Below are 20,815 nucleotides of genomic sequence, written 5' to 3' on the forward strand. Positions count from 1 at the left end.
CGCTCTGGTAGATCTGGAAGAACGGCAGCAGGAACACGGCCGGCGGGGCCATCCGGTTGGTGAGCAGCCAGAAGAACAGGTGCCGGTCACCGGCGCCCGGTCCACCAGGCCCGTCAGCCGATCGTGCAGGTCGATCGTGTGCGCGTTGACGTCCTCGCCGCGCTTGGGGTGCATCGGCTCCCCCACCAAGATCGTGACGGGCACGTGCCGCTGCGTCAGCGCCTTGGGCCGGCCCTTGGTCCACAGCCGCTGGCTGCCCCACAGCGCCACCGGGATGACCGGCACACCGGTGGCCTGAGCCATGCGGATGGCCCCGTTCTTGATCTCCTTGACCGTGAACGACCGGCTGATCGTCGCCTCGGCGAAGACGCCCACCACCTCGCCCGCCTTGAGCTTGCGCAGCGCCGTCGCGTACGAGCCGGCCCCCGCCCCGCGGTCGACCGGGATGTGGTGCATGCCGCGCATGAGCGGCCCCGAGATCCGGTGCTCGAACACGTCCTGCTTGGCCATGAAGCGCACCAGCCGCTTGGAGGGCAGCGCGGCGAACCCCGCGAAGATGAAGTCGAGGTAGCTGATGTGGTTGCTCACCAGCACCGCTCCCCCGGTCCGCGGCACGTGCTCGGTCCCCTCGAGGTGGAAGCGGACGTCGAGCACGCGAAAGAGGGTCCGCGCGGCGGCGATCACCGGCGGATACACGATCTCAGCCATGTGCCGAAGGTAGCCTAGGTTTCACCCTGGTGGGCAGCCGGACCATCCCCTGGACGTTGGCGTGCGCGGTGCGCACGATGCCGCCGGGGTCCAGGTCGTAGCCGGGATCCACGGCCCGCACGAGCTCCTCCAGCGTGACCCGCGCCTCCAGCCGGGCCAGCGGCGCGCCGAGGCAGTAGTGGCGGCCCGCGCCGAAGCTGATCGCCCTGGAGGTGTCGCGGGTCAGGTCGTAGGCGCCGGGTTCGGGGAAGACCCGCTCGTCGCGGTTGGCGGAGCCGACGAGCAGCCACATCCTCGTCCCGGCCGGCAGGAGCGTGCCGTGCAGCTCGGTGGGCTCGGTGAGGCGGCGGGCCGTGCCGTGCGCGGGGGTGTCGTAGCGCAGCGTCTCCTCCATCCACGGGACGACCGCCCCGCCGAACGCGGCGGCGCGCTGGGCGGGGTTGCGCCAGGCCCAGTACCACGCGGCGTTGAGCAGGTGGGTGGTGGTCTCGGAGCCGGCGCCCACGAGCAGGAACATGAACGCCACGATCTCCTCGTCGCTCAGCCCGCCGTCGGCGACGAGCACGGAGACGAGGTCGTCGCGCGGCGCGGCCCGGCGTTCGGCCACGATCGAGGCGTAGTACTCGCCCAGGGAGAGCAGGCCGCGCACGGCCTCCTCCGAGATCGCCCCCGGCCCGCGGGCCCCGTCCCCGGACGGGCCGGTCAGCGGCGCCGAGCGGCGGCGCACGTCGGCCCGGTCGGACGGCGGCACCCCCATCAGCTCGGAGATCACGTCGAGCGGGATCCGGGCCGACAGCTCCTGCGCGAAGTCGAAGGAGCCCTTCTCCACGGCCCGCGCCACGTACGCGCGGGCGAGATCGCGGATCATGGGTTCGAGGCCGGCGACGCGGCGGGCGGTGAAGCCGCGCGCGACGATCGCCCGCATGCGGGTGTGGTCGGGCGGGTCCATGGCGACGAACGACAGGTAGGCGCGCGCCCCCGGCCCCCACGCGCCCCGGTCGAGCATGGGACCGTGGTCGCTCGAGTATCGGACGCTGTCGGCCAGCGCGGCGGAGACGTCGGCGTGGCGGGACAGCGCCCAGAAGCCGCGCTCCGGGTTGTGGTACAGCGGCGACTCGGCCCGTAACCGCGCGTAGACCGGGAACGGGTCCGCGTTGACGGCCGGGTCGTACGGATCGTAGGCGAGGCTGGGAGGCTCCACGCCTCACCACGCTACGACGCTTGCCGGGGGTTGAAAACGGGCACATGTTGTGACCATGAAGAAGCTCATCAACGCCGCGGAGTCGCTGGTCGACGACGCCTTGACCGGCATGGCCGCGGCGCATCCGGGGCTGCGGGTGCGCGACCGTGTGGTTCTGCGCGCCGAGGCGCCGCTCCGGGGCAAGGTCGGGCTGGTCTCCGGCGGCGGCTCGGGGCACGAGCCGCTGCACGCCGGTTTCGTCGGGCACGGCATGCTGGACGCGGCCTGTCCGGGCGAGGTGTTCACCTCACCGGTGCCCGACCAGATCATGGAGGCGACCCGGGCGGTCGACGGCGGCGCGGGCGTGCTGCACGTCGTGAAGAACTACACCGGCGACGTGCTGAACTTCCAGATGGCCGCCGAGCTGTGCGAGGACGTCACGGTGGCGAGCGTGCTCGTCGAGGACGACGTGGCCGTCCAGGACTCGCTGTACACGGCGGGACGGCGCGGCACGGGGGCGACGGTGTTCGTCGAGAAGATCGCGGGCGCGCGGGCCGAGGAGGGCGCGCCGCTGGCCGAGGTGGCGCGCGTGGCGGAGGAGACGGGGCGGCGCAGCCGCTCGTTCGGCATCGCGCTCACCTCCTGCACGACGCCCGCGGCCGGCAAGCCGACGTTCGACCTGCCGGCGGGCGAGGTGGAGCTGGGCATCGGCATCCACGGCGAGCCGGGCCGCAGCCGGGCGCCGCTCGCCCCGGCCAGGGAGCTGGCGGCGGTGGCGATGGACGCGGTCCACGGTGACCTGCCGCTGGAGGGCGACCTGCTCGTCATGGTGAACGGCATGGGCGGGACGCCGCTGCTGGAGCTGTACGTGGTCTTCGCCGAGGTGGAGGCGTACGCGCGAGGCAAGGGGGCGCGGGTGGCGCGCTCGCTCGTCGGCAACTACGTGACGAGCCTGGACATGCAGGGCTTCTCGGTGACGGTGTGCCGGCTGGACGACGAGCTGACGCGACTGTGGGACGCGCCGGTCGAGACTCCGGCGCTGCGCTGGGGACGCTGATGGACGCGGGACCGGACGGCGGGACGGGCGCGGGATCGGACGGCGGGAGCGGCGGCGGGCTGGACACCGCGTTCTTCGTGGCCTGGCTGGAGGAGGCGGCCGGTGAGATCGCCCGGCAGCGGGACCGGCTGACCGAGCTGGACGCCGCCATCGGCGACGCCGACCACGGCACGAACCTCGACCGCGGCTTCTCCGAGGTCCTCCGGGCGCTGCGGGAGACGCCGCCGGCCTCGCCCGCGCAGGCGCTCACGACGGCGGGCGCGACGCTGATCCGCCGCGTGGGCGGCGCCTCCGGCCCCCTGTACGGCTCGGCGTTCCGGCAGATGGGCAAGGCGCTGGAGATGATCGGGGCGCCGGGCGCCGCGGTGACGCCGGCCGCGCTGGCCGAGGCGTTCGGCACGGGCGTCGTGGCGGTGGAGCGGCTCGGCAAGGCCGCCGCGGGCGACAAGACGATGATCGACGCGCTGGCCCCCGCGTCCCGCGCGCTGTCCAAGGCCGTACGGGACGGGCTGGAGACACCGCAGGCGCTTGAGCGGGCGGCGCAGGCGGCGGCGGAGGGGGCGAGGGCGACGGTGCCGATGACGGCGCGCCGGGGGCGGGCGAGCTACCTGGGCGAGCGCAGCGTGGGGCACGAGGATCCGGGCGCGGCGTCGGCGGCGCTGATCGTGGCCGCGCTGGCCGCCGCGGCCTCCCGGACGGCGGCCGGCTGATGGTCGGCGTGGTGCTGGTCGCGCACAGCGCCGGGCTGGCGGACGAGACGGCCGCGCTGGCCCGGGGCATCGCCGGGGACGCGGTCCCCGTGACGGCGGCCGGGGGCACCGAGGACGGCGGCCTGGGCACCAGCGTGGATCTCGTGGAGCGGGCGATGCGCGCCGCCGACCAGGGCGACGGCCTGGTGCTGATCGCCGACCTGGGCAGCTCGGTGCTGACGGCCCGCCTGGTGGAGGAGCCGGGCCGGGTGGTGCTGGCCGACGTGCCGTTCGTGGAGGGCGCGATCGCCGCGGCGGTGGCCGCGAGCGCGGACCTGCCGCTGGAGGCGGTCCTGGAGGCGGCCGAGGAGGCCCGCGGCTTCCGAAAACTGACCTGAAGCCGGGCGAGAAGCCGAGCTGGACGGCAAGCCGAGCCGAGCGAGCCTTCGGCGGGTCCCTCAGGACGTCTCAGTGGCCTCTGAACGCCTCCTCCAGCCACCACGACGCCCGATCCCGGGTCACCCGGGCATGGACGAGCAGGGGCCGCTCACGAGGCCCCTCCAGCCATTCTGCGACGCCCGACAGGTCCCCCGGCTCCGTCACGGTGACCGCGTCGAACCCGTACCCCCTGCCGATCGCCGCCAGGTCGGCCGGGGGGAACGTCACCAGCCCGAGCGGGTGCCCGTGCGGCCCGAAATGGTGGACCTCCGCCCCGTACGCCTCGTCGTCGTACACCACGACCACCATGGGCAGCCCGAGCCGCACGACGGTCTCCAGCTCGGACGCGCCCATGAGCGCGCCGCCGTCGCCCAGGGCGGCGACCGTGAGCCGGTCGGGCCGCGCGACGGCCGCGCCGATGGCGGTGGCGAGCCCCAGCCCGACCGACTGGAACGCCTGGGTGAAGCAGAAGCCCCGCTCGTCGGGCACGTCCAGGAACATCGACGGGTAGCCCATGAAGTTGCCCGAGTCGACGGCCACGGTGCGCTCGGCGGGCAGCAGGTCGTCCAGGGCGATGGTCAGCGTGCGGGGGTCGATCCGGCCGCCGCCGCTCTCGTCGGTGTACGGCACGGCGCGCCACCGGCCCTCGGCCGCGATGCGCGCGGCCGTCTCCGGCGACCGGTAGCCCCGCTCGCCGTCCGGCTCCCGGGCCCCCTCACCGGTGACGGCGGCGATCACCTCGCGGGCCGTGGCGGCCGTGTCGCCGATGACGCCCAGGCGTACGGGCCGGTGCAGCCCGATCGCGGCGTCGTCGAGGTCGACCTGGACGAGCGTCGTGTCCGGCCCGATGAGGGCGCCGTGGCGGGTGGTCCACATGTTCAGGACGCAGCCCCAGCCGATGAGGAGGTCGGCGCCGCGGATCAGCTCGGCGGCCACCGGCGTCGCGAACCCGCCGCTCACGTCCAGGTCCCACGGACTGCCCCGGAACAGCCCGCGCGCGACCGCGGAGGTGGCGAGCAGGGCGCCGGTGAGGCCGGCCAGCTCCTCCAGCTCGCGCCGGGCGTGGCGGGCTCCGCGCCCGGCGACGAACACGGGCCGCCGCGCCGAGGCGAGCAGGCCCGCCACCTCCGCGACGTCGCGGGCGTGGGGCACGGTGTGCGCGGGATGCGGCGCCACCACCGCGGCGCGCCCGGCGGCGACGATCTGGTCCAGGAACTCGCCCAGCGGCCCCCGCCACGCCACGGCGTCCGCCTGTGCGCCGAGCGGCAGGTTGAGCAGGACCGTGCACCGCTCGTCCCAGGCGGTGCGGAAGGCGGTGACCGTCTGGTCGACAGCGTCGGCCCCGGAGGAGATCCGCAGCGGCACCGCGCCGACGGCCCGTGCCAGGGCGTCCTGGTCGATGTGGAAGTTGGAGCGGGCGTCGGTGACCTCGCCCGCGAGCACGACCAGCGGGGTGCGGCTCTTGGCGGCCTCGGCGACGCCCGTCATCGCGTTGGTCAGGCCCGGTCCCTGGTGGACCGACACGATCCCGACCTTGCCGCTGGTACGGGCGTAGGCGTCGGCCGCCGTGGCCGCGCCGCCCTCGTGCCGCGTGGCGACGAAGCGCGCGCCGTGCGCCACGAGGGCGTTGGTGACGTGGAAGTTGCCGCTTCCGACGACGCCGAAGACGGCCTCGGCGCCGAGTGAGGCGAGCGTCCGCCCGACCGCCTCGGCGACGATCATCCGGCCTGCCCGGTCTCGTTTCCGGCGGGGGTCGGCTGTCCGGCGGAGGTCTCGTGTTCGACGAGGGCGAGGACGCGGACGGGGCTGCCGGAGCCGCCGACGATGGGCAGCGGCGGCGCGATCACCACGGCGCCGGTGACCGGGAGCCGGTCCAGGTTGCGCAGCTGGGTCAGGCCGTACTTGCCGGCGCCCAGCAGGAACGAGTGGCAGGGGAAGGCCGGGTCGAAGGAGTGGGCCGCGCCCGCGTCGGTGCCGACGGTCTCGACGCCGAGCCCGAGGACGGGGGTCTCCTCGGCGAGCCAGCGCGCGCACTCCACCGAGACGCCCGGCGTGTGGGGGCCGGTCTCGTCGGCGTTCAGGAACGCGGCCTGGTCACCCGAGCGGGAGTCCCAGCCGGTGCGGTAGAGCAGCCACCCGCCCTCGGGCAGCGGCCCGTTGGCCCGTTCCCACTCCTTGACGTGGGCGATCTGGAGCAGGAAGTCGGGGTCCTTGCCCGCCTCGGCGGAGAAGTCGAGCACGACGGCCGGGGCGAGCAGGCTGCGCGGCGGCACCTGGGAGACGTCCTCGCCGTCGCGGGCCGTGGCCCAGTGGATGGGCGCGTCGAAGTGGGTGCCCGTGTGCTCGCCGGTGTGGATGTCGTTCCAGTACCAGCCCGGGCCGCGGTCGTCGTAGCGGCTGATCTCCTCCAGCCGGAACGGGATGGTGTTGCCGAACGGCTCGGGCAGCCGGAGGATGGGCGTCTCCTCGGACAGGGGCGCGGTCAGGTCGATCACCTCGATCCGCCCGTCGCGCACGCTCTCGATGAGACTCCGCAGCACCGGCATGTCGTCCTCCTCGGGGTCGCCTGGGTGCATCCTCCTACGCCGCCCCGCTCCAGGTCGAGCAGCGCCCGCGCGTCGGGTCGGGCGCCGCGGCAGGGGGTGCGCCCGGGGCCGGGCTGTTGCGCACGCCGGGTCCCCCCGGGGACCCGCCTCAGGCGGGGGACCACCCGGCGCAGCCGAAGGTCTGGAACGCCTTGTCCGTCGGAGCGATGACGACGGTGGCCGGGCCGCGGGGCATGTCGGCCGTGATGACGTCGTCGGCCCGCGCCGCGGTGCTCCTCAGGCGCGCCCAGTAGCACATGGGCTGGCCCTCGACGGGGCCGGACGTCCGGTAGGCGCCCGGCTGGATGTCCACGCCCACCACGAGCGTGCGGCGCGCGCCCGCAGGCTCCTGGCGGAAGGCGGTCGCGAGGGGAGCGCCCGGGGACGGCGCGGCGGGCGCGTCGGCGGCCAGGGGCGCCCCGGACGGCGGCGTGCCGGGTGACGGGACGGAGGGCGACTCGGCGAACGGTGACTGGGCGAACGGTGACTGGGCGAACGGTGACTGGGCGAACGGTGACTGGGCGAACGGTGAGCCGGCGATGGGCGACTGCCCGGTGGGCTCCGAGGGCGGCTCCATCCGCACCGTCATGCGCGGCAGGGGCTCGGCGGCCGTCTCCGTCGCGCCGAACCCCATGACGTACCCGAGGACGAACCCCACCAGACCGGTCAGGCCCGACACCAGCAGGATGACCGTCGGGCTGCTGGACGCCCGCGGATAGTCGCCCGGGTGGTCAGGTCCGTACATCACCGGACAAGCGTCCCACCCGTGTCAACGCCCGGACGTGCGTCACCGGTGAAGGTAGTCGACCAGCGACGCCTTCTCCGTCTCCAGCTCCTCGATCGCGCTCTTCACCACGTCGCCGATGCTCACGATGCCCGCGAGCCGTCCCTCGTCGAGGACCGGAGCGTGCCGGAAGCGGTGAGTCGTCATCGTCTTGCGCAGCTGGTCGACGTTGTCGCCCATGCTGACGGTCCGCACCTCGGACGTCATGATCGACGAGACGGGCTGCTCCAGGATCTCGGCGCCCCGGTCGTGCAGGTGACGCACGATGTCGCGTTCGGACACGATCCCGGTGATCGTGGCGCCGTCGGAGGAGACCACCACGGCACCGATGTTGTGCTCGGCCAGCGCCGCCAGCAGCTCACGGACCGTCGCCTCAGGGGGCACGGTCGTCACCTGGCTCCCCTTGTTGCGCAGGATCGTCTTGACGAGCATGTGCACCACCTCGGCTCTCAGTTACCCGCCGGACGCCGTCGCCAACCCGCCGGACGGGGTGTCTACCAGGCAAGCAACCCAGTGGGGACACCGTCAAGGGTTCCCGTAGGCTGCCTGCGTACCAGAGGCCCTTCCCGCCCGGGAGGGCCGCCCGCACCAGCCGTCAGGACCCCCTCCCATGACCGAACAGCTCAACACCGGAAGCCACGACCTGCCCGTCACCGAGGCGCTGGCCGCGTTCATGCGTACGGGCTGGGCCGACACCCGGCGCGCCGACGTGGAGCCGCTGCCGGTGGCGCCGTGGGCGGCCAAGCGCCGCGCCGCGCTGGCGGCCCGCTTCCCGGGCGAGCGGCTGGTGGTGCCGTCCGGCACGCTGAAGACGCGCAGCAACGACTGCGACCACCGGTTCCGGCCGCACAGCGCGTACGCGTACCTGACGGGCGCGGGCGAGCCGGACGACGTGCTCGTCGTGGAGCCGTCCGGCGAGGCCACGCTGTACCTCCGGCCGCGCTCGCCGCGCGAGGAGGGCGAGGAGTTCTACCGCGACCGGCGCTACGGCGAGTTCTGGGTGGGGCGGCGGCCCGACCTGGCGGAGGCGGCGCTGCTGTACCAGGTGGAGTGCGCGCACATCCGCGACCTCGACCTCAAGGGGCCGGCCAGGGTGCTGCGCGGCGTGGACGCCCGGGTGGACGCCCTGGTGCCGTCCGGCGGGGGCGACGCCGAGCTGGAGTCGTTCCTGGCCGAGATGCGGCTGGTCAAGGACGAGTGGGAGGTCGGCGAGCTGCAGGCGGCCGTGGATGCCACGTCGCGCGGCTTCGAGGACGTGGTGCGCGCCCTGCCGGCGGCGCTCCGTCATCCGCGCGGCGAGCGGTACCTGGAGGGCGTGTTCGGGCTGCGCTCGCGGCTGGAGGGCAACGCGGTGGGCTACGAGAGCATCGTGGCCTCCGGTGCCCACGCCTGCGTGCTGCACTGGATCCGCAACGACGGGCGGCTGCGCGACGGCGACCTGCTGCTGCTCGATGCGGGCGTCGAGACCGACACGCTGTACACGGCCGACGTCACGCGCACCCTGCCGCTGTCGGGCCGCTTCGGCACGGTGCAGCGGCAGGTGTACGACCTGGTGTACGAGGCGCAGCAGGCCGCCATCGCGACGCTCCGGCCGGGCGCCCGTTTCCGCGACTTCCACCTGGCCGCCATGCGCGTCATCTCCGAGGGGCTGCGCGACTGGGGGCTGCTGAAGGACCCGGTGGACGCGCTCATGGAGTCGGGCCTGTACCGGCGGTACACGCTGTGCAGCAGCGGCCACATGCTGGGCCTGGACGTCCACGACTGCGCGCGGGCGCGGGCCGAGACGTACCTGGACGGGGTGCTGGAGGAGGGGCAGGTGCTGACCGTCGAGCCGGGCCTGTACCTCCAGCCGGACGACCTCACGCTGCCGGAGGAGTTCCGCGGCCTCGGCGTCCGCATCGAGGACGATCTCGTGATCACGTCGGACGGCGCCCGTCTGATGTCGGACGCCCTGCCGCGCCGGGCGGACGAGGTCGAGTCCTGGATGGCGTCGCTGCTGGGCTGAACCGGGGTCACGCGCCGCCTTCGCGCCCGGAAGGACCGCCGCCCGTCTTCAGGAGGGCCCGCCCTCGGAGGACCCGCCGCCCGTCTTCGGGAGGGCCCGCCCTCAGCACTCGGAGGACCCGCGAGGGGCCGCTGTCCGGCGGCCGGCCGGCCCGCCGCTCCCCCGCGGGAGCGGCCTCTGGAGAGCAATCGGGCCCGCGGGCCCACCGCCGCAGGTATGACATGGATTTCATACCGGAGTCTGATGCCCTTGTCGGGGGATCTGGTCGATGATCGGGTCCCCGACGATTGGACTCGCCGTGCGAAGACCCCTCCTGATCCTCACCGTCCTCCTCTCCGTCGTGGCCGTCGCCCTGCCGGTCGCGTCGACCTCGGCAGCGTCGGCGTCGGCGTCGGCAGGTGGAGCCGCCGCCACCGCCGGCGGCGCCTCCAGTGGTGCCGCCGCCGTCGCCTGGGCGCCCTGCGCCGAGGACCCGGCCGTCGAGTGCGGCACGCTCACCGTGCCCGTCGACTGGAGCAGGCCGGCCGGTGGGACGATCGAGCTGGCGCTGGCCCGGCGCAAGGCGACCGACCCCTCGGCCCGGATCGGCTCCGTGGTGATCAACCCCGGCGGCCCGGGCGGCTCCGGCGTGACCGCCGTCCTGCGGGACTGGCTCGGCTTCACGCCGGAGATCACCCGCCGCTTCGACGTCGTCGGGTTCGACCCGCGTGGCGTCGCCCGCAGCCACCCGATCACATGCTCGTACGCGCTGGCCACCCAGGCGCCCGACCCGCTGGAGCTGAAGAGCCAGGCCGAGTTCGACGCCCTGCTGGCCCACAACGAGCGCTACCGGAACGACTGCCGCTCCCGCACCGGGCCGCTGTTCGACCACGTCGACACGGGCAGCGTGGTGCGCGACCTCGACGCCCTGCGCGCCGCGCTCGGCGACGACAAGCTCACCTACTACGGCGTCTCGTACGGCACCCTGATCGGCCAGCTCTACGCCGAGCGCTACCCCAGGCGCGTGCGCGCGCTGGCCCTCGACAGCAACATGGACCACAGCCTCGGCACGGCGGCCTTCATCGACACGGAGGCGTGGGCCTCCCAGGACTCCTTCGACGAGTTCGTCTCCTGGTGCGACCGCACGGCATCGTGCGCGCTGCACGGCAGGGACGTGCGTGCCGTCTGGCACGGCCTGCTGGCGCGGGCCGCCCGGGGCGAGCTGTCCCTGCCCGGGGAGCCCGAGGTGAAGCTGAGCAGGCTCGACCTGATCTCGCAGGCGTTCGGCGCCTTCTACGGCCCCGCGTGGAAGGAGCTGGCCGAGTTCCTCGCGGCGCTCGACAGCGGGACCGGCACGGCGCGGCCCATCATGGCCCCGGCGGCTGACGACCCGCCGGAGACGGTCAACGACGCGAGCCAGGTCTTCTGCCAGGACTACCTGCTGCCCGTCCGCGACTACCGCGAGTACGCCCGGCACCTGCGCCGGTCGATGGCCATCGCGCCCGACATGCTGGTGAGCGCCGCGGCGCAGCCGCTGACGGCCGCCTGCCTCGGCCAGCCCACCCCGATCCCCGACCCGCAGCACCGGCTCCGCGTCGACGGCAGTCCCACGCTGCTGCTCGGCAACGCCCTGCACGACCCCGCGACCGCCTACCCGTGGGCGGTCAACGCCGCGCGGCAGATCGGCCGCGAGGCCCGGCTGCTGACGTACGAGGGCTGGGGGCACGGGATCTACGGCCGCGGCGACTGCCCGACGCAGGCGTTCGACGGCTACCTGGTCTCGCTGACCGTCCCGGCGAAGGGCGCGCGCTGCCCGGCGCTGCCCCCGGCCGAGGTGACGCCGCTCGCCAGGCGGCAGCCGCTCGGCCCCCTGCCCGGACTCCCGGGCTACACGTACAACCTGGCGCGATAAGGCACTTCACGAGGTGACGTCTCCTTCGGGGGACGTCACCTCCCCAAGGCCTCACCCCGGGACACTCCCTCTAGCCTCACCCCGGGACACCCCCCGTAGGTTCTCGCTCAGGGACGTGGTCGGCGTCCTCCGGTAGGTTCGGCCCTGCACTGACGGGCCGCTGGACCGCTGTCCGGCCAGGGAGCGGGGCACGCGGCCGCCTGGGGTGGCCGGGGAGCGCTCGCACCGCTGCCCGGTCCGAGGGCACCGGCATGACGACGTCCGCCTCCCCGTACGGCGTGGCGGCGACTTCCGCTCCGAACGCCCCGGGCCAGGCCGGCGTCACGAACCGCAAGCCCCGGCGAGGGCTGTCGTCAGGGCGTCGAGGGCGGCGGGGTAGGCGCGTTCGGCCGGGGCCGCGAAGCCGACGAGGACGCCCTGAGGGCGGCCCGCGGCGTCGTGGTGGAGTTCGGTGAGGCCGCGCAGGGCGACGCCCTGCCGGGCGCAGGCGGCCAGGAGCCGGTCCTCGGTGGAGCTTCCCGACGGGTCGAGGGTGACGAGGGTGTGCAGGCCGGCGGGGACTCCGTGGGCGGTCAGGCCCGGCAGGGCCGCGACGCGGTCGAGGAGGAGGTGGCGGCGTCTGCGGTAGCGCAGCCGGGCGGCGCGGATGTGGCGGTCGTAGGCGTGTGAGGTGATCAGGTCGGCGAGGACGAGCTGGCCCAGGGTCTCGGTGTACAGGTCGGCCGCCTGCTTGGCCCGCACGACCGGGAGCGCCAGGCGGGGCGGCAGGACCATCCAGGCCAGGCGGAGGGCGGGGCCGAGGGTCTTGGAGGCGGTGCCGCAGTACACGACGTGGTCGGGGGCGGTGCCCTGCAGGGCGCCGACGGGCTGGCGGTCGTAGCGGTACTCGCCGTCGTAGTCGTCCTCGACGATCACCGCTCCGGTGGCCCGGGCCCAGGCGCTCAGCGCCTGGCGGCGTCTGGCGTGCAGCGGCACACCGGTCGGGTACTGGTGGGTGGGCGTGAGGAACGCCGCCCCCGTGTCCGGGGTGAGCGCGTCGACCTGGGCGCCGTGGTGGTCGACGGGCAGGGGCAGGGTGGTGAGTCCGGCGCGGCGCACGGCGTCGCGGAAGAGGTTGTGGCCCGGGTCCTCCACGGCGACGGTACGGGTTCCGGCCGCGGCGAGCACGCCGCTGAGCAGGCTCAGCCCCTGGTAGTAGCCGGAGACGATCACGATCCGCTCCGGGCCGGCGACCACGCCCCGGGTGCGGCCGAGGTAGCCGGCGAGCGCGGTGCGCAGCTCCACGCGGCCTTGCGGGTCGCCGGCGCCGAAGACTTCCGGCCGTGCGGCGCCGAGGACGCGGCGGGTGGCGGCGAGCCAGGCCCGCGTGGGGAAGGCGCTGATGTCGGGAAGCCCGGGGCGCAGGTCATGGCGGGGCGTGGCCGGCGTGGCGGGCCGGCCAGCGGACGCCGGCGCGGGCTGGGGTATGTCGGCGACGGTGGTGCCCGATCCGGCGCGGATCGTCAGGTAGCCCTCCTCGGCGAGCTGGTCGTAGGCGGCGCTGACGGTGCCCCGGGCCAGGCCGAGCTGATGGGCCAGCCCCCGGGTCGAGGGCAGGCGCGCGCCGGGGGACAGCCGGCCCGCCCTGACGGCTTCGCGCAGGGCGTCCTCCAGGCGGCGGCGCCGCCCGCCCTCGGCTCCCAGCTCGACATGCAGATCCCAACTGGCCCAATGTTCCGGCATACGACCGGATCTTAAGGCTGGTCCAGTGTGCCGGTAACGTCCCGTCACAGACGACGGAAGGACAACAGCCATGATCGTGGTGGCCCACCTCAGCGACACGCACCTCGACGGGGAGCCGCGCAGCGTCCAGCGCACGCGGAAGGTCGCGGAGTTCCTGAACGACCTGCCGTACGACCTGGACGCGGTCCTGGTCACCGGCGACGTCGCCGACCACGGCCTGGCGGCCGAGTACGAGGACGCGCGCAAGCTGCTCGACCTGCGCCATCCCACGTTCTTCTGCCCGGGCAACCACGACGACCGGGCGGAGTTCCGCCGCGTGCTCCTGGACGAGGCGCCTGGCGACGGCCCGATCAACCGGCTCCACCGGACGCCCAAGGCCGTGTTCGCGCTGTGCGACTCGACCATCCCCGGAGAGGACGGCGGCCACCTGGCCGACGAGACCCTCGACTGGCTGGCCGGAGCGCTGGACGAGACACCTGACGACGTGCCGGTGTTCGTCGCCTTCCACCACCAGCCGGTCGCCCTGCACCACCCCTACCTGGACTCCATCGGCCAGCGGGGCCCGGAGCGCCTCGCCGACCTGGTGGCCGGACGCCCCAACGTCGCCGCGATCCTCTTCGGCCACTGTCACGCGGCGGTCGCCTCGTCCCTGGGCGGCCGCCCGCTGCGCTCGGCCCCGGGCGTGGTCAACAGTCTGAGGCTGCCGTGGGAACCGGGGCCGGAGGTGGTCGATCACGACGTCCCGCCGTCCCTGGCCTTCCACGTCCTCGACGACGACGGCCTCTTCCAGACGACCTACCGGACGGTGCCGTGACTCCCCGGCGCTCCCGGGAGACGGCCGTCAGGAGGGGCGGATGTTGGGGTTGAGGTGGAAGACGTTGTCCGGGTCGTAGATCGCCTTCACCGCCGCCAGCCGGGCGTACTTGTCCCCCCCGTACGCGCCGCGCACCCGGTCCGCGTCCGCCTCCACCTGGAAGTTCACGTATGACCCGGTGCCCGTCGCGTACGGGAGCATCGCCTGCCAGGCGGCCCGCGACCACGCCCGCCCGGCCGGCAGCGCCTCGGGCGACGGCGTCAGCGCCATGAAGGACAGCGTGTGGTGCGGCGCGCGCGACCCGCCGTAGGCGGTGGCGGTGTCGTCCATGTCCGAGAACGCCCCGTCGAGCCGGAACGACGGCATGAACGACATCGGCGAGGTCTTGCGCGCGGCCTGCTCGCCCAGCGTGGCCGCCGCCTCGGGGCCGATCCCGATCACGTCCAGCGCCTTCTCGTAGGCGTGGACGCCCCACGGGGCGGTGTCGTCCAGGAACGTCTGCAGCCGCGTGTACGGCATGGCCTCGGCGAACGTGAACAGCGGCCGCAGCGCCCCCGCCGCCCGCGCGGCCGTCGCCGCGTGCTCCTGAGCCGAGCCGAAGCCCGCGATCAGGAGCGCGTGGCCGAGCCGGCCCCGGTGTTCCGGCGGCACGAACGGCAGCGGCGGCGCGGTCAGGCCGCACGCCGTCAGCACCCCGGCGCGCCGGGGCAGCCCGGCGATCGTCTCCTCGGCCGCCGCGAGCGCCTCCGTCCCGCGCTCGATCTCCCAGAACAGGAGCGCGAGGTGGACCTCGGGCCCCACCGGGTGCAGCCGGAAGGTGAAGCCCGTGACGACGCCGAAGTTGCCGCCCCCGCCCCGCAGGGCCCAGAACAGGTCGGGGTGGTCACGGGGCGAGGCGTGGACGTACTCGCCTCCCGCCAGCACCACGTCGGCCGACATCAGGTTGTCGGCCGTGAGGCCGTGCGTCCGGGTCAGCCAGCCGAACCCGCCGCCGAGGGTCAGCCCGCCGACGCCGGTGTGGCTGACGGTGCCGCCGGGCGTGGCCAGGCCGTACGCCTGCGTGGCGGCGTCGAGGTCGGCCCAGGTGGCGCCGCCCTCGCAGACGGCGCGGCGGGTGCCGGGGTCCACGCGGACGCGGCGCAGCGCGCTCAGGTCGACCATGAGGCCGCCGGAGGTCACGGCGGAGCCGCCGAAGTCGTGGCCGCCGCCGCGTACCGAGATCTCCAGTTCCTCCTCGCGGGCGAACCTGATCGCCGCCGACACGTCGCCGGGGCCGGCGCAGCGGACGATCGCGGCGGGCCGGTGGTCGACGGCGCCGTTCCAGACGGCGCGGGCGGAGTCGTAGAGGGCGTCCTGCTCCGTGATCACGCGGCCCGCGCAGCGTTCGCGCAGCGCCTCCAGCTCACGCCTGATCAGCCGAACCATGGCGCACCCCCGCCCGCCCCCGGAGCCGGGTGGACATCAATCCATCCTAGTTTTGGGGGGATCAGCCGGGTGTCGCCCGCCGGTGAAATCCTGGTCATGCGCGACGCCACCCGGGGTCGTAAGATCACGAGGGTGACGATCGGCCCCGTGGCGATGGGGGGACGCCCCGACGAGGTGCGCGCCCCCGAGGACTGGCTCACCCCCGTCGAGAAGGAGCGGGCCGCGCGGTTCGCGTTCGACGCCGACCGCGCCGCGTTCGTCGCGGCCCACCTGCTCGTACGGCAGTGCGCCGCCGCCGCCCTCGGCACCCGCCCGGAGGAGCTGACGCTGCTCCAGCACTGCGACGTCCACGGCCCCGGCCACGGCCGGCCGTCCATCGAGCAGGCGCCCTCCCTCGGCGTCAGCTTCAGCCACACGCGGGGCTACGTGTGCGCGGCGGCGGGCGACGGCCGGGTGGGCGCGGACGCGGAGCGCGTGCCGGCGGGCCCGTTCGACGCGGCGCTGGCGGAGATCGCGCTGTCCCCCGGCGAACGCCGGCGCGTCAGCGGCAACGACGAGCTGATCCGTCTGTGGGCCCGTAAGGAGGCGCTGATCAAGCGGGGCGAGCTGTCGCTGGACCGGATGCGCACCGCCGAGATCGACTGGACGGGGCGCCACGTGCTGGAATGGACGGCCGAGGGGGGCGTCGTGGTGGCCATCGTCACAGACCTGCCCGCCCGGCGACTGCGCGTTCCCTAGGTAGGCTGGACGTATGTTCTACAAGAAGCCCCTCGAGGAGCGGATCGCCGACCGCGTGGCCGCGCGCAAGCCGCTGGAGGAGGGCAAGACGTTCGAGCACGGACCCGCGAAGTTCGTGTTCGTCTTCCTCATCGCGGCCGTGGTGATCATGCACGTCGTGGGCGTCGCGATCGTCATGGCCTTCAGCTAGCCCGGCGATCACCGGGGTGGGATCACTCAGCGTGCGCTAGATTGGAGATCATGAGCGCGCCCCGCTGGCTTTCCCCCGCCGAGCAGCGTGCCTGGCGCACCCAGCTGGCCCTGCACAAGCTGCTCATGCACCGGCTCGACCGTGAGCTACAGGAACACTCACTGTCCGTGAACGACTACGAGATCCTGGTCAACCTCTCGGAGAGCCCGGGCAGGCGCATGCGCATGAGCGATCTGGCCGACGCCACGATCCAGTCGCGCAGCCGCCTGTCGCACCAGATCTCCCGCATGGAGGCCAAGGGCCTCGTGTCCCGCGAGGAATGCCGCGACGACCGGCGCGGCACGTTCGCGGTGCTGACCGACGAGGGCTGGGACACCATCCAGCGCGTGGCGCCCCACCATGTGGCCAGCGTCCGCGAGCACTTCATCGACCGGCTCACCGACGACCAGCTCGACGCCCTGGAGAAGGCCTACCGGCCGATCGTCGAGCATCTGAAGAAGCTGCGCTGACCCACCGCCGTGCCGGCGGACGCCGACACCCAACCGATACCGGCGAGCCGCGCGCGGGATCCGGCCGCTCGCTACGATCCGCTCATGCTGAGAAAGCTGCTGCTCGTCGTTCTTGTCGCGCTCGTGTCGGCCTGTTCGTCGGGTGGCGGCGCTGAGCTGCCCGCCGGCCCCGACCTGATGAAGAAGGCGTCGGAGGCCATGAAGACGGTCAAGTCGGCCACGTTCTCCATCGCCACCGAAGGCAAGCCGAAGGTGCCGCTGAAGCAGGCCGACGGCCGCCTCACCGCCGCCGGCGACGCCGACGGGACGATCACGCTGGAGGTGCTCGGCAGCCTCCAGGAGATCACGTTCGCGCTGGTCGGCGACACCGTCCACTTCAAGGGGCCGACCGGCGGGTTCCAGAAGCTCACCCGTAAGGAGCTGGCGCAGCTCTACGACCCGTCGCTCATCCTAGACCGCGACAAGGGCGTCCCCCAGTTGCTCGCCACCGCCGCCGACCCGCGCGTGGAGGCGGAGGAGAACGGCGCCTACCGGGTCGCGACGACGTTCTCCGGCCAGGTGCTCGGGACGCTGGTGCCGGGCGTCACCCAGGGCGTCAACGGGACCGTCTGGGTGGACAAGGCCACCAGCCGGCTCACCAAGGTGGTGCTGCCGCTGCAGGACGGCACGGTGACGGTCGCGTTCAGCGACTACGACGCGGCGGTCACGATCACGCCGCCGCCCTCGGCGGGATGAGCGGCCGCGTGGTGGGGCCGCTCCGCGACAGGGAACGGCCGGTGCGGGCGGCCCGCGGGGTCGCGCTGGGGGTCGGCGGCGCGGTGGTGCTGCTCGCCGCGCTCGACGCCTACGTGGTCGTGACCGTCCTCATCGACATCGCCGAGGACATCGGCGTCCCGCTCAACCGCCTGGAGCGGGTCACGCCCGTGGTCACCGGGTTCCTGCTGGGGTACGTGGCGGCGATGCCGCTGCTGGGCGGGCTCTCGGACCGGTACGGCCGCAAGCCCCTCATCCACCTCTGCCTGGCGGCGTTCGCGCTCGGCTCGGTGCTGACGGCGCTGGCGGCCGGCGAGGTCATGGTGGTCGCCGGCCGGACGATCCAGGGGGTGGCGGGCGGCGCGCTGCTGCCGATCACGATGGCGCTCATCGGCGACCTGTGGGAGGAGCGGGAGCGGCCCGCCGCGCTGGGCGCCGTGGGAGCGGCGCAGGAACTGGGCAGCGCCCTCGGCCCGCTGTACGGCGGGGTGCTGGCGAAGATCTCCAGGACGTCGTTCCTCGGGGTGGAGCTGGGCGGCTGGCACGCCATCTTCTGGATCAACGTCCCGCTCGCCGTCCTCGCCGCCGTCGCCGTCCAGGTCACCGTCCCCTCCCCCCGCCGCGCCCCGGCCGTGGCGGGCGGCCCGCAGGCCCCGGCGGCGGCCCGTGTCGACGGGACGGGGGGCGCGCTGCTGGCGCTCGCCCTGGCCCTTCTGGTGGCCGGCCTGTACAACCCGGACCCGGCCAAGGCCGTGCTCCCGCCCTGGGGCCTGCCGCTGATCGGGGCCGGCCTGCTCGCCGGGGCCCTGTTCGTCTGGTGGGAGATCCGCTCCCCCGTACGCCTGCTCGACCTGTCCGGCACCCGCAAGGGCCCCCTGCTGGCCACGCTGGGCGTCAGCTTCCTGACCGGCGCGGCGCTGCTCGTCACCATGGTGTTCGTCCAGTTCACCGCGCAGACGCTGCTGGAGATGGAGGCCCTGGAGGCGGCCTGGCAGGTGCTGGGCCGGTTCCTGATCGCGCTGCCCGTGGGCGCCCTCGCGGGCGGGCTGCTGGCGCGCCGGCTGGGCGACCGGATCGTCGCCGTGGCCGGCCTGCTGGTCGCCACGGCCGGCTACGCGCTGATGAGCCGCTGGCCCCTGGAGCTGGCCGCCGCCCGGTCGCAGATGGACCTCGACCTGGTGATCGCCGGGCTCGGGCTGGGCCTGGTCATCGCCCCGGTGTCGGCCGCCGTGCTGCGCGTGACGCCGGCCGCCCAGCACGGCGTGGCCTCGGCCGCCGTGGTGGTGGCCCGGATGATGGGCATGCTGATCGGCATCGCGGGCGTGTCGGCCTGGGGGTTCTACCGGTTCCAGTCGCTGACGGCGCACCTGGACACGCCGCTGCCGTTCGGCGTCGACCCGGCGGTGTACGCCCGCCGGATGGCGGACTACCTGGCCCGGGTCGACGCCGCGCTGCACCTGGAGTACACCGAGATGTTCCTGGTGACAGCGGTGCTGTGCCTGATCGGCGCCGTGGTCGCCGTCTTCATGCCCAGGCGGAGCGCCTGAAGCCTCGGATCTTCATGCCCGGGCGCGGCGCCTGGGCGGGCGGCGCGTCAGGGCGAGAGGCGGTGGAGGTCGCGCGGGAACAGCGCCGCCTGCCGGATGTTGGGCGCGCCCGTCAGGCGGGCCGTCCAGCGTTCCAGCCCGATCGCGAACCCGCCGTGCGGCGGCATCCCGTGCTCGAACGCCCGCAGATACCCCTCGTACGGCTCCACCGGCTCCCCGCGGGCGGCCAGCGCGTCCAGGTAGTCCTGGTGCCGGTGCAGCCGCTGCCCGCCCGTCACCAGTTCCAGCCCCCGGAACAGCAGGTCGAACCCGTTGGAGCGGCCCGGCCGCGCCGGGTCGGGATGCGTGTAGAAGGGCCGTTTGGCCATCGGGTAGCCGGTGACGAACAGGAACTCCGACCCGTGCTCGCGCCGCGCCCACTCCGACAGCCACCGCTCCTGCGCCGGTGACAGGTCCGGCTCGCCGTCCTCGCCGCTGAGCCGCTTGGCCTCGGTGAAGTGGACGGCCGGGATCTCGGCCGGCACCTCGGGCAGGGCGACGTCCAGGGCCTCGACGGCGGGGGCGGCGCGCAGCCGTACCGCCTCCAGCATGCCCGCCAGGGCCTCACGCAGGACGGCCATCACGTCACGGTGGTCGCGGACGAACCCCAGCTCGGCGTCCAGGCTCGTGTACTGGGCCAGGTGCCGCGCGGTGTCGTGCGGCTCGGCCCGGAACACCGGCCCCACCTCGTAGACCCGCTCGAACACGCCCACCATCGCCTGCTTGAAGAACTGCGGTGACTGGGCGAGGTAGGCGGGGCGGCCGAAGTAGTCGACGGTGAAGACGTCCGCCCCGGACTCGGTGGCCGAGGCGACGAGCTTCGGCGTGTGGATCTCGGTGAACCCGAGCCGGTCGAGCGCCGCCCGGAACCCGGCCACGCTCGCCGCGGAGATCTCCAGCGGCGCGCGCAGCAGCGGATGCCGCAGGGCGACGGGCGCGTGGTCGAGGACGGCCGGCAGCGCGGCCGGGACGACGGGCCGGTAGAGGTCGAACGGCGGCGCCTTGGCGGGCTCCGCCAGCACCTCGATCCGGGGGCCGGTGAGCTCGGCTCCGCCGGGCGCCTGCGGGCCGGGCGTCACGAGCCCGGTGACCCGCACGACGCTCTCCTCGGCCGGGAGGGCCGTCTCGGGCGGGACCACGACCTGGGACACGCCGCTCCGGTCGCGGACGAGGAGGAAGGACACGGACTTCAGCCGCCGGCGGCGATGGACCCATCCGGCGATCGTCACTCGCTGGCCGGCGTGCTCCTTGAGCTCCGCCGACAGGACACGAGAGATCATCACAACTCCTTGGAGGATGTGCGTGATCCCTTGGGAGTGCGGGGGAGAAGGGAGCTCCCGGTGCCACCGCACTTTCGCCGCCCCATGACGGGACGGCCTCGGCGACCCTGTGACGGGGGTCAGGCCGGCGGGGCATTGCCTCCCCGCACTCGGGAGTGTCTTCACCGGGAGGCGTGGGACCGCCTTCGCAGCTGCCGGCGGCTCTCTGGGCCCGCGGGTCTCCCGGCTACTCGTCTCCGTCAACGTGTTAGCCGTGGATGCTAGCGGCCGCCCGGGGTCGAGGCAACGCGATTAGGGCCAGGCGCGGGTACGGCGGCCGTCGCGCGAGTCGCGGAGGCCGCCGCCCGCCTGGCGAGCCGAGGCCCGGCACCGTCGCCGAATGCGCGGTCATGTGCGCGCCGGCCAGCACGACCTGGTCCCACCAGGGGAACTGCGCCTCGATGTTCATGTCGGTGGCGTTG

Annotated in this window: 20 protein-coding genes and 2 pseudogenes; 11 read left to right on the forward strand and 11 right to left on the reverse strand. The window is 74.2% G+C overall.

Translation table 11 applies throughout. From position 1 onward, the window contains the following. From AB0H81_RS34360 to AB0H81_RS34370, 3 genes and pseudogenes are all read right to left on the reverse strand, one after another. Positions 1-91: pseudogene (locus AB0H81_RS34360) on the reverse strand (carbohydrate ABC transporter permease); the annotation flags it as partial. 179 nt (positions 92-270) lie between these two features. After that, positions 271-708, reverse strand: a pseudogene (locus tag AB0H81_RS34365) (lysophospholipid acyltransferase family protein); the annotation flags it as partial. Then, positions 701-1,909 carry a cytochrome P450 gene (locus AB0H81_RS34370; protein ID WP_358383167.1) on the reverse strand — a complete coding sequence of 403 codons (1,209 nt, stop codon included), beginning with the start codon at positions 1,907-1,909 and terminating at the stop codon, positions 701-703. The gene AB0H81_RS34370 and the pseudogene AB0H81_RS34365, both read right to left, overlap by 8 nt. A 55-nt stretch (positions 1,910-1,964) precedes the next feature. Between AB0H81_RS34370 and dhaK the strand changes: the two genes are divergently transcribed. Genes dhaK through AB0H81_RS34385 form a run of 3 tightly spaced genes read left to right on the forward strand, consistent with a single transcriptional unit; the run spans position 1,965 to position 4,032 of the window. After that, entirely contained in the window at positions 1,965-2,945 is a 981-nt protein-coding gene (gene dhaK, locus AB0H81_RS34375; RefSeq protein ID WP_358383170.1) for a dihydroxyacetone kinase subunit DhaK, read from the forward strand. Further along, positions 2,945-3,655: a dihydroxyacetone kinase subunit DhaL gene (gene dhaL / locus AB0H81_RS34380; RefSeq protein ID WP_358383173.1), complete on the forward strand. Its 711-nt coding sequence runs from the start codon at positions 2,945-2,947 to the stop codon at positions 3,653-3,655. The genes dhaK and dhaL overlap by 1 nt, the downstream gene beginning before the upstream one ends. 11 nt (positions 3,656-3,666) lie before the next feature. Next, positions 3,667-4,032 (forward strand): phosphoenolpyruvate--protein phosphotransferase, encoded by a 366-nt coding sequence (locus AB0H81_RS34385; RefSeq protein WP_358383176.1) that lies wholly within the window; start codon positions 3,667-3,669, stop codon positions 4,030-4,032. Positions 4,033-4,102: 70 nt separating this feature from the next. Here the strand turns inward: AB0H81_RS34385 and AB0H81_RS34390 are convergent, their stop codons facing one another. The 4 genes from AB0H81_RS34390 to AB0H81_RS34405 form a co-directional block, all read right to left on the reverse strand. Further along, a complete protein-coding gene (locus AB0H81_RS34390; RefSeq protein WP_358383179.1) occupies positions 4,103-5,794 on the reverse strand; it encodes a thiamine pyrophosphate-binding protein in 1,692 nt (563 codons plus the stop codon). Further along, positions 5,791-6,648, reverse strand: a complete 858-nt coding sequence (locus tag AB0H81_RS34395) for a cyclase family protein (protein ID WP_358383182.1) — start codon at positions 6,646-6,648, stop codon at positions 5,791-5,793. Before AB0H81_RS34395 ends, AB0H81_RS34390 begins: the two co-directional genes overlap by 4 nt. A 118-nt stretch (positions 6,649-6,766) precedes the next feature. Next, on the reverse strand, positions 6,767-7,405 hold the full coding sequence (locus AB0H81_RS34400) for a hypothetical protein (RefSeq protein ID WP_358383185.1): 639 nt from the start codon (positions 7,403-7,405) through the stop codon (positions 6,767-6,769). Positions 7,406-7,444: 39 nt separating this feature from the next. After that, complete coding sequence (locus AB0H81_RS34405; protein ID WP_358383188.1) at positions 7,445-7,873, reverse strand: CBS domain-containing protein; 429 nt, start codon at positions 7,871-7,873, stop codon at positions 7,445-7,447. 178 nt (positions 7,874-8,051) lie between these two features. Between AB0H81_RS34405 and AB0H81_RS34410 the strand changes: the two genes are divergently transcribed. Beyond that, positions 8,052-9,446, forward strand: coding sequence for an aminopeptidase P family protein (locus tag AB0H81_RS34410; protein ID WP_358383191.1), 1,395 nt, complete (start codon positions 8,052-8,054; stop codon positions 9,444-9,446). Between the two features lie 298 nt (positions 9,447-9,744). Next, positions 9,745-11,337 (forward strand): alpha/beta hydrolase, encoded by a 1,593-nt coding sequence (locus AB0H81_RS34415; protein ID WP_358383194.1) that lies wholly within the window; start codon positions 9,745-9,747, stop codon positions 11,335-11,337. Between the two features lie 321 nt (positions 11,338-11,658). On the opposite strand, the gene AB0H81_RS34420 is transcribed toward AB0H81_RS34415, so the two are convergent. Beyond that, entirely contained in the window at positions 11,659-13,059 is a 1,401-nt protein-coding gene (locus AB0H81_RS34420; protein ID WP_358383197.1) for a PLP-dependent aminotransferase family protein, read from the reverse strand. A 70-nt stretch (positions 13,060-13,129) separates the two neighbouring features. Between AB0H81_RS34420 and AB0H81_RS34425 the strand changes: the two genes are divergently transcribed. Continuing rightward, positions 13,130-13,873, forward strand: a complete 744-nt coding sequence (locus tag AB0H81_RS34425) for a metallophosphoesterase (RefSeq protein ID WP_358383200.1) — start codon at positions 13,130-13,132, stop codon at positions 13,871-13,873. A gap of 27 nt (positions 13,874-13,900) precedes the next feature. On the opposite strand, the gene AB0H81_RS34430 is transcribed toward AB0H81_RS34425, so the two are convergent. Continuing rightward, positions 13,901-15,298 (reverse strand): FAD-binding oxidoreductase, encoded by a 1,398-nt coding sequence (locus AB0H81_RS34430; protein ID WP_358383202.1) that lies wholly within the window; start codon positions 15,296-15,298, stop codon positions 13,901-13,903. A 132-nt stretch (positions 15,299-15,430) separates the two neighbouring features. On the opposite strand from AB0H81_RS34430, the gene AB0H81_RS34435 reads away from it, so the two are divergent. The 5 genes from AB0H81_RS34435 to AB0H81_RS34455 all read left to right on the forward strand — a co-directional run bounded on the left by AB0H81_RS34435 (position 15,431) and on the right by AB0H81_RS34455 (position 19,035). Continuing rightward, positions 15,431-16,036, forward strand: coding sequence for a 4'-phosphopantetheinyl transferase superfamily protein (locus tag AB0H81_RS34435; protein WP_358383205.1), 606 nt, complete (start codon positions 15,431-15,433; stop codon positions 16,034-16,036). A gap of 13 nt (positions 16,037-16,049) precedes the next feature. Next, positions 16,050-16,226 (forward strand): hypothetical protein, encoded by a 177-nt coding sequence (locus tag AB0H81_RS34440; protein WP_358383208.1) that lies wholly within the window; start codon positions 16,050-16,052, stop codon positions 16,224-16,226. 50 nt (positions 16,227-16,276) lie between these two features. Then, on the forward strand, positions 16,277-16,735 hold the full coding sequence (locus AB0H81_RS34445) for a MarR family transcriptional regulator (RefSeq protein WP_358383211.1): 459 nt from the start codon (positions 16,277-16,279) through the stop codon (positions 16,733-16,735). A gap of 84 nt (positions 16,736-16,819) precedes the next feature. Next, positions 16,820-17,470: an LppX_LprAFG lipoprotein gene (locus AB0H81_RS34450; RefSeq protein ID WP_358383214.1), complete on the forward strand. Its 651-nt coding sequence runs from the start codon at positions 16,820-16,822 to the stop codon at positions 17,468-17,470. Next, a complete protein-coding gene (locus tag AB0H81_RS34455; RefSeq protein ID WP_358383217.1) occupies positions 17,467-19,035 on the forward strand; it encodes an MFS transporter in 1,569 nt (522 codons plus the stop codon). Before AB0H81_RS34450 ends, AB0H81_RS34455 begins: the two co-directional genes overlap by 4 nt. A gap of 47 nt (positions 19,036-19,082) precedes the next feature. Here the strand turns inward: AB0H81_RS34455 and aspS are convergent, their stop codons facing one another. Together aspS and AB0H81_RS34465 are read right to left on the reverse strand one after the other, a co-directional pair. Beyond that, positions 19,083-20,354, reverse strand: coding sequence for an aspartate--tRNA(Asn) ligase (aspS, locus tag AB0H81_RS34460; protein ID WP_358383220.1), 1,272 nt, complete (start codon positions 20,352-20,354; stop codon positions 19,083-19,085). 247 nt (positions 20,355-20,601) lie between these two features. Then, on the reverse strand, positions 20,602-20,815 hold a 214-nt coding region (locus tag AB0H81_RS34465; protein ID WP_358383223.1), incomplete at its 5' end, for a hypothetical protein.

The sequence above is a fragment of the Nonomuraea sp. NPDC050691 genome, from assembly GCF_040654455.1.
Taxonomy (GTDB): Bacteria; Actinomycetota; Actinomycetes; order Streptosporangiales; family Streptosporangiaceae; genus Nonomuraea.

Coding starts and splice junctions, on each gene's coding strand:
- dhaK (WP_358383170.1), top strand. CDS start 1,965: ATGAAGAAGCTCATCAACGCCGCGGAGTCGCTGGTCGACGACGCCTTG.
- dhaL (WP_358383173.1), top strand. CDS start 2,945: ATGGACGCGGGACCGGACGGCGGGACGGGCGCGGGATCGGACGGCGGG.
- AB0H81_RS34390 (WP_358383179.1), bottom strand. CDS start 5,794: ATGATCGTCGCCGAGGCGGTCGGGCGGACGCTCGCCTCACTCGGCGCC.
- AB0H81_RS34395 (WP_358383182.1), bottom strand. CDS start 6,648: ATGCACCCAGGCGACCCCGAGGAGGACGACATGCCGGTGCTGCGGAGT.
- AB0H81_RS34405 (WP_358383188.1), bottom strand. CDS start 7,873: ATGCTCGTCAAGACGATCCTGCGCAACAAGGGGAGCCAGGTGACGACC.
- AB0H81_RS34410 (WP_358383191.1), top strand. CDS start 8,052: ATGACCGAACAGCTCAACACCGGAAGCCACGACCTGCCCGTCACCGAG.
- AB0H81_RS34420 (WP_358383197.1), bottom strand. CDS start 13,059: ATGCCGGAACATTGGGCCAGTTGGGATCTGCATGTCGAGCTGGGAGCC.
- AB0H81_RS34425 (WP_358383200.1), top strand. CDS start 13,130: ATGATCGTGGTGGCCCACCTCAGCGACACGCACCTCGACGGGGAGCCG.
- AB0H81_RS34430 (WP_358383202.1), bottom strand. CDS start 15,298: ATGGTTCGGCTGATCAGGCGTGAGCTGGAGGCGCTGCGCGAACGCTGC.
- AB0H81_RS34440 (WP_358383208.1), top strand. CDS start 16,050: ATGTTCTACAAGAAGCCCCTCGAGGAGCGGATCGCCGACCGCGTGGCC.
- AB0H81_RS34445 (WP_358383211.1), top strand. CDS start 16,277: ATGAGCGCGCCCCGCTGGCTTTCCCCCGCCGAGCAGCGTGCCTGGCGC.
- AB0H81_RS34450 (WP_358383214.1), top strand. CDS start 16,820: ATGCTGAGAAAGCTGCTGCTCGTCGTTCTTGTCGCGCTCGTGTCGGCC.
- AB0H81_RS34455 (WP_358383217.1), top strand. CDS start 17,467: ATGAGCGGCCGCGTGGTGGGGCCGCTCCGCGACAGGGAACGGCCGGTG.
- aspS (WP_358383220.1), bottom strand. CDS start 20,354: ATGATCTCTCGTGTCCTGTCGGCGGAGCTCAAGGAGCACGCCGGCCAG.